Annotated in this window: 7 protein-coding genes; all 7 read left to right on the top strand. The window is 70.3% G+C overall.

Annotation, left to right across the window (positions count from 1 at the left end; genetic code table 11):
• Positions 1-13: 13 nt before the first annotated feature.
• Positions 14-1,714, top strand: coding sequence for a 3-hydroxyacyl-CoA dehydrogenase family protein (locus ACWGE0_RS19470; RefSeq protein ID WP_452262286.1), 1,701 nt, complete (start codon positions 14-16; stop codon positions 1,712-1,714).
• A gap of 10 nt (positions 1,715-1,724) precedes the next feature.
• Positions 1,725-2,174, top strand: a complete 450-nt coding sequence (locus tag ACWGE0_RS19465) for a hypothetical protein (protein WP_452262285.1) — start codon at positions 1,725-1,727, stop codon at positions 2,172-2,174.
• A 152-nt stretch (positions 2,175-2,326) separates the two neighbouring features.
• Positions 2,327-4,936 (top strand): LuxR C-terminal-related transcriptional regulator, encoded by a 2,610-nt coding sequence (locus tag ACWGE0_RS19460; RefSeq protein WP_452262284.1) that lies wholly within the window; start codon positions 2,327-2,329, stop codon positions 4,934-4,936.
• On the top strand, positions 4,936-7,551 hold the full coding sequence (locus ACWGE0_RS19455; RefSeq protein ID WP_452262329.1) for an ATP-binding protein: 2,616 nt from the start codon (positions 4,936-4,938) through the stop codon (positions 7,549-7,551). Before ACWGE0_RS19460 ends, ACWGE0_RS19455 begins: the two co-directional genes overlap by 1 nt.
• A 395-nt stretch (positions 7,552-7,946) precedes the next feature.
• Positions 7,947-8,621 carry a PAS domain-containing protein gene (locus ACWGE0_RS19450; RefSeq protein ID WP_452262283.1) on the top strand — a complete coding sequence of 225 codons (675 nt, stop codon included), beginning with the start codon at positions 7,947-7,949 and terminating at the stop codon, positions 8,619-8,621.
• A gap of 6 nt (positions 8,622-8,627) precedes the next feature.
• The gene (locus tag ACWGE0_RS19445; protein WP_452262282.1) at positions 8,628-9,983 is read left to right on the top strand and encodes an aldehyde dehydrogenase family protein; all 1,356 of its coding nucleotides are present in this window, start codon (positions 8,628-8,630) and stop codon (positions 9,981-9,983) included.
• Between the two features lie 13 nt (positions 9,984-9,996).
• Entirely contained in the window at positions 9,997-10,998 is a 1,002-nt protein-coding gene (locus ACWGE0_RS19440; protein WP_452262281.1) for a beta-ketoacyl-ACP synthase III, read from the top strand.
• Positions 10,999-11,049: the final 51 nt, after the last annotated feature.

Here is an 11,049-nt window from a genome sequence, read left to right as displayed (position 1 = left end):
GAAGGAGACGGACATGCCACTGGTGATCGGTGTGGTGGGGCTGGGCGGCCTCGGGGAGGGCCTCGCGAAGGTCCTGCTCGCGAACGGGGCCGAGGTGATCGGCGTGGACGACGACCTCGAGGTGCTGGCCCGCGTCCACCGCAGGCTCAGCGGACCCCAGCTGAGCCTCGCGACGGAGCTGTTCGACCTCAAGCGGGCCGACCTCGTCATCGAGGCGCTGCCGGAGGACCTCGCCGTCAAGGAGACCGTGCTGCAAAGACTCGTGGAGGAGTGCGCGCCGGGCACGGTCTTCCTCACCACCACACCGACGCTGTCCGTGGCGAAACTGGCCATCGCGTCCGGCGCACCGGATCGCGTCGTCGGACTGCGTTACTCCATCCCACCGCCGTACGGGCACCACGCCAGCCTGATCGGCACGTCGATGGCCTCACCCGAGGCAATTCACCTGGCACGTAAGGCGGTCCGGCTGGCCGGCACCGAGATCGTGAGCCTCGGCGGCCGGCCCGCCGAGGCCGCGACCGCGCTGCTCTACGCGTGCATGAACCGCACGATGAACCTCGCCGACGCCGGCTACGCGACCGTCGAGGACCTCGACACCGCCCTGAAACTGGGCTGTGGCCTCAAGTTCGGGCCGCTGCACCTGCTCGACCTGATCGGGCTCGACACGGTCCGCTCGGCCCTCCGCAAGCTGCACGAGATCACCGGATCCGACTCCTACATCCCGTCACCGCTGCTCGACCGCATGGTCGAGGAAGGCCGGCTGGGCCGCAAGACGGGTGAGGGCTTCCACCGCTACGACGACCGCGGCGAGATCCTGCCGCCACCCCGCAACCGCGTCACCAAGGGCGACCCGCGCGAGATCCGCTCGGCCGGCGTCGTCGGCGCGGGGCTGATGGGCCGCGGCATCGCCGAAATCCTCGTTGTGGCAGGCATTCCCACCACGCTCGTCGCGCGCACCCAGGAAAAGGCCGAGGCCGCCCTGGACCGAATCTGTTCGTCTCTCACCAGACTCGTCCAGAAAGGGAGGATGTCCGAGCAGGACCGCCAGGACGTCCTCGCCCGGCTGACCGTCGGCACGAGCTGCGAAGCCCTCGCGAACGCCGACATCGTCATCGAGGCCGTCGCCGAGGACATGGCCGTCAAAACAGCTGTCCTGCAAGCCGTCGACGCCGCCCTCAAACCCGGCGCCATCATCGCCACCACCACCTCCAGCCTTTCCGTCACCGCCTGCGCGAACGCCACGAGCCGCCCCGCCGACGTGATCGGGCTGCATTTCTTCAACCCCGCCCCGGTCATGAGGCTCGTCGAGATCGTCCGCACCGAGCACACCGCCGACGACGTGCACGCCACCGCGCACGCGCTGGTGAAGTGGCTGCGCAAGACCGCGGTCGACTGCACGGACCGGGTCGGGTTCATCGTCAACCACGTGTTGTTCCCCTATCTCAACGACGCCATTCGCATGCTCGCCCGCACCGACGTCACCGTCGACGAGATCGACACCGCGATCGTGACGGCGTTCCACCACCCGATGGGTCCCTTCACCCTCCTGGACACCATTGGCCTGGACGTCTCGCTCGCCATTCTCGAGACGCTCAGCGCGGCTTCCCCCACCGGTGAACCCGCACCCGCCGAGGAACTGCGCCGTCTCGTCGCTGCAGGACACCTCGGGAGGAAAACGGGAAGCGGATTCCGCGGCGTGAACAAAGGGAAATGAGGGATTTCCGATGGCCGAGGAGGCCGGCACGGGACGGCGGCACGTCGCGATCTTCGCCAACCCTGAGCAGGGACAGGCACTTCCGGCGCTCGCCGTGATCGAGGAACTGGTGCGGCGCGGCTACCGCGTCACCTACGCCACCTCGTCCGAGGTCGCCGCCCGCCTCGCGCTGAGCGAGGCGACCGAGGGCAGGTGGGACGTGGTGGGGTTCCTCGACGACAGCGTGTCGCCGATCTCCCTGGCACGCGGGTACTTCGCCGGCGACCTGCCCGACCTCGTCGTCTACGACGGCACCGCGGTCGAGGTCGCCAGGGCTGCCGCCGAGACGTGGGACGGGCTGCCCGACGACGACTTCGTGGACGCGGAGTTCGGCGAGTTCCTCACCCGGTTCGGGCTCGCGTTCCTGCCGGAGAAACCCAGTCTCTACCGGGTTGTGCCGGGCCGCGTCGTCGCGTATTAGTTCACGGGCTGGAACCCGCGCCGGATTCACCGCCCGCACAATGCGGAATCACCTGCCGGACTTCGGCACTTGCCTCGCGGAGTTTGCGGTCCGGTCACCTGGGGCATTTATCCTCAGCGCAGGTCATCTCTTCGAGCCTGAGGCGGTAGGCGGTGGACGACGACGCGGGCCCCGTCACCGAGCTGTTCGGACGTGAGAGCGCGCTCACCACGGTGGCGCACCACACGACCGCCGCTCGGCGGGGAGCGGGCGCGCGGGCCGTGCTCGTGCGCGGTGCCCGCGGTTCCGGCAAGTCCGCTGTCCTGCGCCTGGCCGCCCGTACCGAGACGCGTGCCGGGACGACCGTGCTGTCCGCGGCCGGGCGAGGTGAACGCCGGCCGCTCGCCGTGGCCAGCCGGCTGCTGGTCCAGACAGGCGTGATCGTTCCGGAACTCTCCGACCCGTCCGCCGCCGACCTCTACCGCGCATACCGGGGCATGTGGCGCGATGTCGTGACGGTGGCGGAACGTTCGCCGGTCTGCCTGGTGCTCGACGACCTCGACCTGTGCGACGACGCGACCGTGCGATGGGCCGACTTCGTGCTGCGCAGACTCGGCGACGAACCCGTCAGCCTGGTGCTGTCCCAGCACGCGCCGCTCGACGCCGAACTCGCCCGCGCGCACGTCGTCGACCTGCAGCCGCTGACCACGCCTCAGGTCGCCGACATGATCTCCACGACCCTGCACTTCCCGCCGGACGCCGTGTTCACGAGCCTCTGCCTGAAGCTGTCCGGTGGCATCCCGCGCCACCTCACGACCGTGCTCGCGGACATCCAGGCGGCCCAGGCGTTGCGGCAGGAGTCCGTGGAACTCGTTGCCGCACGACGGTTGCGTGACCAGCCCGAACACCTGCGGGCGATCGCTACCGCGCTCGTGGTGGTGGACCAGGAAGAACTCGTCGGACCGCTCGCCGGAGTGTCCGAGCGCATCGCCGAGAACGGGATCTCGGTGCTGCGCAAAGCACATCTGCTCGGCGACGGCCTGCCCGACCACGTCCGCGAGTGGTACCGCGCGGGTGTGCTCGACGTGCTGGACCCGGCCGAGGTCGCCGATCTGCGGCACCGCGCGGCCGTCGTGCTGGACGAGTTCGGGCACGACGCGCGGGCGGTCGCCGACCAGCTCGTGCACCTGCCCGCCGTCGACACGCCGTGGATGTCCCAGGTCCTGCACGAGGCGGCGGCAGGCGGCCGGCCCCAGGACGCCGCGCGCTACCTGCGCAGGCTCGTCGAACTCCACCCGGACGACATCGAACTGCGGGTCAATCTCGCGACCGGGCTGTCCCGGCACGATCCCGGCGGGGCCTGCGAACACCTGGCCGCCGCGTTCCACCGCACCGCCGACCCGGACCTGCGGGCGGCGCTGGCCGTCAAGCACGCGCTGACCGGACGGACGCGCACGTTCCTGCGGCTGGCCAGGGATCCCGCGCTGTCCGAGGACCTGACCACGCTGCTCGACGCCGTGCAGCTGTCGATCGACCTCGACGACGCGCACGCGGTGTCGGCGGCCGTGGCGAACGCGGTGCCGCCGAAGGCAGGAGAGACGACAGCGCAACGGTGTCTGCTCGGCGTCGTCGCGGAAGCCACCATGCGCGGCGGTGGATCGATCGATGTGGCCGTTGGACACGCACGGGCGGCGCTCGCGGATTCGGAGGCGCTGACCGACTGGTCGATGCTGTCCGCCGCGAGCGTCCTCAGGGTCGCCGGGCACACCGCGGAAGCACTCGCCGTGCTGGACCGGGCCGTGAACGCGTTCTCCAGCAACGGGGATTCGCTCGCGCATTGCCGGTCGCTGTTGCAGCGTTCGCTCGTCCACATGTCCCTGGGCGATCTGCCGCGTGCGACCCAGGACGCGTCGACGGCGGTCCAGGCGGTGCGCGCGGGCGGGTGGGACCTGCCGCGCGCGATCGTCCTGCTGGCCTGGTTGTCGTTGCAGACCGGCAACATCCCTTTCGCGGCACAGCTTCTCGACGAGGTGAACGAGGACGACATCCGGCACCTCACGCCGACCCACCGCGAATACCTCCGCACGTCCGGCTGGCTGGCGTTCCTGCGGAACGAGATCGCCGTGGCCGCCGACCGGATGACGGCGTGCGCGTCGGTGCTGAAGGCCGTCGGTCTCAGCGACCCCAGCACGCTGCCGTCGTGGACCGACATCGTGCAGGTGCTGACCCTGGCCGGCCGGGACGCGAGCGCCGCCGTGCGCGAGGTGGACCGGCTGGCGCAGGCGTGGCCGTCCCGCGAATCGGCCGCGTTCTCGTTGCTGGCCAGGGCCTACACCACCTCAGGGCCGGCCGCGCTGGACATGGCGAAGGCCGCCTCGGACGGGTTCGCCGCGGTGCCGTCGCTCGTCCAGCAGGCCCGCACGGAACTGCTGCTGGGCCAGCGGTGGACGGGTGCGGGTGAGGCGCGCGAGGCACGCGCCCACCTGAGGGAAGCCGTCGGGCTGGCGCTGCGGGCCGGCAGCAGGTCACTGGCGGACTCGGCCAGGACGCTGCTGGTCGGAGCGGGCGGCCGGATGCCGGTGTCGTCCACTGTGGATGGACTGGCGCTGCTGACCGTCAGTGAGCGCAAGGTGGTCGAGCTGGCCGCGGCCGGGGTCACGAACCGGGCGATCGCCGACCATCTGTTCGTGACGCTGCGGACCGTCGAGGTGCACCTCACGCGCGCCTATCGCAAGCTCGGGATCTCCAGCCGCGCGGAGCTCCCCGACGTCCTGGCGTCGTGATGGTCCTGCTCGAACGCGAGGACGAACTGGCGCGGCTCACCCGCGCGGTGCGGCGCGTCCGGGAGGGTCACGGCGACCGGTTCCTCATCACCGGACCGCTCGGCTGCGGCAAGTCCGCGCTGCTGGAAGCGATCCGCGCGGACGCCACCGGCGTTCGGGTCCTCACCGCGAACTGTTCGTCGCTGGAGCAGGACTTCGCGTTCGGTGTCGCCCGCCAGCTGCTCGAACCCGTGCTGTTCCGGGCCGGCGACTGCGATCGGTGGTTCTCGGTGCAGGAAGCCGCGGTCAGTGGGCTCACCGCGCTCACCCACGCGATGAGCGCCGATCAGCCGACGGTGCTGCTGATCGACGACCTGCAGTGGGCCGACGCCCCGTCGCTGCGCTGGCTGGTCGCGCTCGCCAGGACGCTGGAGCACCACCCGATCCTGCTGGTCGCGGCGACCAGGGACGGCGAGCACTGCCCGTTGCCGCGCACCGAGATCCGGCCGGAACCGTTGTCGCCCGCCGCGATCGCCGAGCTCGTCGAACGCCGCACCGGCCAGCGCCCCGACGAGGAGTTCGTCGCCGCCTGCCACACCGTGACCGGCGGCAACCCGCTGTTCCTGTGCGCGGTGCTGAGCCACGTCACCAGCCCGACCGCCGACCAGGTCCCGCACGTCCGCGAACTGCGGCCCGCGCGCCTCGAGGAACGGCTCGTGCGCGGCCTCGCCACCCAGCCGCTGCACGCCCAGAACCTCGCCAAAGCCGCCGCCGTGCTGGGTGACGACGACCTCGTCGGACAACTCGCCGGGCTCACCCGCGAGCAGGTCAGCGAGGCGCGGCGGACTCTCGACCAGGCCGGACTGGTGACCAGCAGGCCCGTGGTTCGCGACGCGATCGAGGAGTCGATGCCGGTCGGAGAGCGCGAGGAGTGGCAGTCCAGGGCCGTGAAACTGTTGCACGACAACGGAAGGCCGGCCGAGCAGGTCGCCGCGCGGCTGCTCACGGTCACCGCGGCCCAGGGCCGGTGGGCGATCGACACGCTCCGGGCCGCCGCCGGCATCGCGCTGCGCCGAGGCGCACCAGAGGTCGCCGCGCGCTATCTCCGCAGGGCGTTGCGAGACGTCCAGGGGAACTCCGAACAACGCGCACGGCTGCTCGTCGACCTCGCCACCGCCGAACGGTTCTTCGACCCGGCGGCGTCCGTCCGGCACATCACCTATGCCGTGCCGTTGTTCCGTGAGGTGGAGGAACGAGCCGCGGCACTTGTGCGCATCGCCCCGACCGCACTCGGATCGGCGCCACGGCCCGTGCGGGACCTCATCGACCAGGTCGCCGCCGATCTGCACCACAACAAAGAGCTCGCGTACCGGCTTGAGGCGCGCCAACGGTACGTGTGGCACTCAGACCCCGCGTTGCTCGCCGACGCGGCCCAACGCCTCAAGCAGATCGACGGCGTCACGCCCGGCGAACGCGAACTGCAGATCATCCTGCTCGACGCGGCCATGATCACCGCCCGCATGCCCGCGCACGAGGTCGCGGACATCGCGAGCAGGGTGCTGAAACAGGAAGAACCACACCCGAGGCACGTCCACACCGCGATCCCGCTGCTCATCAAGGTGCTCGCCGCCGCGGGCGCCGCGCACGAAGCCGTGCCGTGGCTCGACCAGGCCCTGAGCCAGGCGACGAACACCGTGGAACAGGCGCTGATCCGCGCCCAGCAGTCGTTCGTGCTGATGCACCTGGGCAAACCGGGGGAGGCGCACCGGGCCGCCGAGCACGCCGTCGACCTCGCGGTGCTGGACTGGCGCGGCGACACGACGACCGCCGCGATCGGGCTCACCGCCGTCGCGATGGAACTGCGGGATCCCGGCCTGATCGCCAAGATCCTGACTTCGCGCCCTGACCGGGACGAGTCGCCCGGCTGCGACGCGGTGTACCGCATGCTGCACGCGACCGGGGAGGCGCTGGCGGGGGAGAACGCCAGGGCGCTGGACCGGTTCCTGGACTGCGGCCGCGTGTTCGACAGCGTCGGCTGGCGCAACCCGGTGCTGCTGCCGTGGTGCGTCACGACGGCCAGGCTGCACGCGCGGCTCGGTGACCTGACCGCCGCACGGGATGCCGCGGCGCAGGCGTGGGACCGGGCCGTCGAGTGGGGTGCGCCAGCCGGCATCGGGCGGGCGCTGTACGTGCTCGGCCGCTACACGCCCGGCCGCAAAGGGCTTGAGATGCTGCACGAGGCCGTTCAGGTGTTGCACGCCAACCCGTTCGAACGGGCGAAGGCGCTCCTTCAGCTAGGGGCCCGCGAACGCGCGGACGGCGACCCTCAGGCTTCCCGGCACCTGGACGAGGCGTACCGCCTCGCGGTCCGGTCCGGTGCGGAAAGACTTGCCGAGAGAATCGCGAAGGAACTCGACGGTAATTCGCCCGGCATTGTCGTGGCACTGACCCGGACCGAGTTCAAGGTGGCCGGATTCGTCGTCCAGGGACTCACCAACGCCGAAATCGCGGAAGAACTCGCCGTGACCTCGCGGGCGATCGAGAAGCACCTCACGAACTCGTTCCGCAAGCTCGGCATCCGCCGCCGCACGGAACTCGCCGGCGCTCTCGCGAGGGCCTACCCGCCGTCCGCGTAACACCGGCGACACATCTACGAATTTCTTGTGCTTAATTCCCGCACAGTTGAGTCGCACCTCAGTTACCGCGCGATGCCGTCTCGATCGGCGTCGGCGTTGAACCCGCAGCTCAGGGCCGTTGCGCGCGATCAGGTGAGACGTACCCGAAACGTCCTACCGAAATACGCGGACGCCTCCCCGAACCCCCGGCCCACCCCTACCACAACATTAGGGGCCACCCCTCACACCTCGTTGACCGGGTTCGCCAGATCTTCCTACGATTCAACGTGTCAAGGTGAGAATCGCAGAAATTGACCTAGATCGCCTGGCGACCGCCTCAAGTTCTCTTCTGCCTCGAAATGTCACACGCAGTCGCGGAACACGAAGTTCGACGAGATCGAGAGGGATACTCTCCGATGCACACTGTTGCCGCTGGTTCTCTGGTATCTGACCACACCACCGTCGTCCCGGACGCCGACGTGTTCCGCTCGTTGCTCGAACGGTCCGGCCTCTGCCTCGCGCGCCTCGACCTCCAGCTGCGCGTCGTCGAGGCCAACGACGACTTCGTGACCCAGTTCGGCCACTCCCGCGAGTCGCTGCTCGGCCGCAGCTTCTACGAGCTGCTGCACCCCGGCGTGCACGGCCCGATGCGCAAGCAGTTCGACCGCCTCGTCGAAGGCCGCCGTCAGCGCTTCGTCGAGCACCTCGCCGGCATCGGCCCGCGCCACGCGGTCTTCACCGGCGACATCACCGGCATCGCCGTCCACGACGCGCACGGCGACCTCGTGCAGTTCGTCGTCGTCGTGAACCCCGAGAAGGGCGAGCTGCCCAACGCCGTCGTCGTCGACCGCAACCGCATCCTCACCGAGCTCGACGCCCGCATCCTCGAGGGCATCGCCACCGGCGAGTCGACGGTCCGCCTGGCCTCGCGGCTCTTCCTGTCGCGCCAGGGCGTCGAGTACCACGTCGGCACGATGCTCAAGAAGCTCAAGGCCCCCAACCGCGCCGCGCTCGTCTCCCGCGCCTACAGCCTCGGCGTGCTCAGCGTCGCCAGCTGGCCGCCCCGGGTCTCCGCCGACTACATCAAGTAGGCCGTCGTGGAGGAGATCCTCGACAGGGCGGCACAAGCCGCCCGTGAGTGGGGCACGACCCGGCCGGACGAGCGGGCGGCGGCACTGGACGCCGTCGCCGACGCGCTCGACCGCGAGACCGGTGAGCTGGTCGCGCTGGCCGAGTGGGAATGCCGGCTGCCCGGCGGGAGGTTGCGCGCGGAGGTGGGTCGCACCACGTTCCAGCTGCGCTCGTTCGCCGAGTACCTGCGCTCCGGCGCGGTCAACGGGGTCGTGGTCGACCGCGCGGACCCGGAGTGGCCGCCAGGCCCCCGGCCGGAACTGCGGCGCATGCTGATCCCGCTCGGACCGGTCGCCGTCTTCGGGTCGACGAGCTACCCGTTCGCGTTCTCGGTGGCCGGCAGCGACACGGCGTCCGCGCTGGCCGCGGGGTGCCCGGTCGTGGTCAAGGCGAGCCACAGCTATCCCGATCTCGCGGACCGCACCGCCGAGATCGTCGAAGAGGTGTTGCCCAAAGGCGTGTTCGGGCTCGTCCACGGTCAGCGCCGCGCCCGTCAGCTCGTGCTGGACCCGCGGATCAGGGCCGTCGCGTTCATCGGATCCGCTCGGGTGGGCCGCGAACTGCACCACCTCGCCGCGACCCGGCCGGAGCCGATCCCGTTCTACGGCGGCTTCGGCAGCGTGAACCCGGTGTTCGTGACCACGCGGGCAGCGGAAAAGCGCGGCCGTGAGATCGCGCGCGGGTTCGCCGAGGCGTTGGCTCAGCAGAGCGGGCAGCTGTGCACCAAACCCGGACTTCTGGTCGTACCAGAGGCTTTCGCGGACGACGTCGCCGCCGAGGTGCGCGCGTTGCGGGCGGAGCCGTTGTTCAACAAGCTCGTGGCCAAGCGCTACGAGACCGGCGTGGAATCGCTCGCCGAGTTCCTGGATGTGTTGGTGGAAGGTGGTTCGGGGGCGGGTGGGCACGCACCGACGTTGTTGCGCACCACCGCGGCCGAGATTCTCGACGGCCACGACGAGGCGTTGTCCGAGTGCTTCGGGCCGGTGTCCGTGGTCGCCACTTACCGCGACAGCCACGAACTGCTGGAGCTGGCCGCAGCGTTGCCCGGACAGCTCACCGCGACCGTGCACGGTGAGGACGACGACGTCCTGCCCGAACTGATCAGCGAACTGACCGGACGCGCGGGCCGCGTCGTGTGGAACCAGTGGCCCAACGACATCGCGACGACTCCGGCCATGCACCACGGCGGTCCCTGGCCCGCGACCACGTCGCCGTTCCACACCTCCGTCGGTGTGCGGGCCGTCGAACGGTTCCAGCGTCCCGTGGTGTTCCAAGGGTTTCCCAGCCACTTCCTCCCGGAAGTCCTGGCTGACGAACGGTGAGGAAGGTCGGAGAATGCGCGCAGCGGTGGTCGCGGGACTCGGGTCATGGCTCCCGCCGCGGGTGGTCACCAACGACGAGCTGACAGCCAAGCTGGACACGACCGACGAGTGGATCCGGACGCGGATCGGGGTCGCCACACGACATGTGGTCGAACCCGGCATGGCGACCTCGGACCTGTCGGTCGAGGCGGCGCGGCGGGCACTGCGGTCGGCAGGGGTGCCGGGGGCGGGAGCGGTGATCCTCGCGACCACGACGCCCGACCGGCCCTGCCCCGCGACGGCGCCGGAGATCGCCTCGCGGCTGGGGCTGATCGACGTGCCGGCGTTCGACATCGCGGCCGTGTGCACGGGATTCGTGTACGGGCTGGGCGTCGGCGCCGGGCTGATCACGGCCGGGATCGTGGACAGTCTTCTGATGATCGGCGGGGACGCCTACTCCACGATCCTCAACCCGCAGGACCGCACCACGTCCGTCATCTTCGGTGACGGCGCGGGCGCGGTGGTGCTGCGGGCGGGATCTCCTGACGAGCCAGGCGCCTTAGGGCCGTTCGACCTCGGTTCGGACGGCGAGCTGTCCGACCTGATCACCGTGCCCGCGGGTGGTTCGAGGCAGCGGTCGTCGCGCGACATCGTGCCGCACGGCGACAAGTTCTTCCAGATGGAGGGCCGCGAGGTCTTCGCCAACGCGGTCGCGCGCATGTCCGCCGCTTCCCGCAACGCGATCAAACGACAGGGCTGGGTCGCGTCCGATGTGGACAAGGTGATCGCGCACCAGGCCAACACCCGGATCCTGGACGCCGTGTCGGCGGAGCTGGAAGTGCCGCGCGACAAGTTCATCTCCAACATCACCGACGTCGGCAACACCTCCGCCGCCTCGATTCCGCTGGCCCTTGCGCACGGCGTGCGGTCGGGGGAGCTGAAGGCAGGGCAGAAGGTGCTGCTGACCGCGTTCGGTGGCGGACTCACCTGGGGCGCCACGACATTGGTGTGGCCGGAGCTGAGTCTTTCGGAGTGAACGGCAGAACGGCCGGGAGGAACACCCTCCCGGCCGTTTCGCGGTCTACAG

The sequence above is a fragment of the Lentzea sp. NPDC054927 genome, assembly GCF_053610285.1.
This window is presented reverse-complemented; position numbering and strand designations above follow the sequence as displayed.

What these genes read in the sequence shown, in the direction of transcription:
- ACWGE0_RS19470 (WP_452262286.1), top strand. Translation starts at nt 14, where the DNA reads ATGCCACTGGTGATCGGTGTGGTGGGGCTGGGCGGCCTCGGGGAGGGC.
- ACWGE0_RS19465 (WP_452262285.1), top strand. Translation starts at nt 1,725, where the DNA reads ATGGCCGAGGAGGCCGGCACGGGACGGCGGCACGTCGCGATCTTCGCC.
- ACWGE0_RS19455 (WP_452262329.1), top strand. Translation starts at nt 4,936, where the DNA reads ATGGTCCTGCTCGAACGCGAGGACGAACTGGCGCGGCTCACCCGCGCG.
- ACWGE0_RS19440 (WP_452262281.1), top strand. Translation starts at nt 9,997, where the DNA reads ATGCGCGCAGCGGTGGTCGCGGGACTCGGGTCATGGCTCCCGCCGCGG.
- ACWGE0_RS19450 (WP_452262283.1), top strand. Translation starts at nt 7,947, where the DNA reads ATGCACACTGTTGCCGCTGGTTCTCTGGTATCTGACCACACCACCGTC.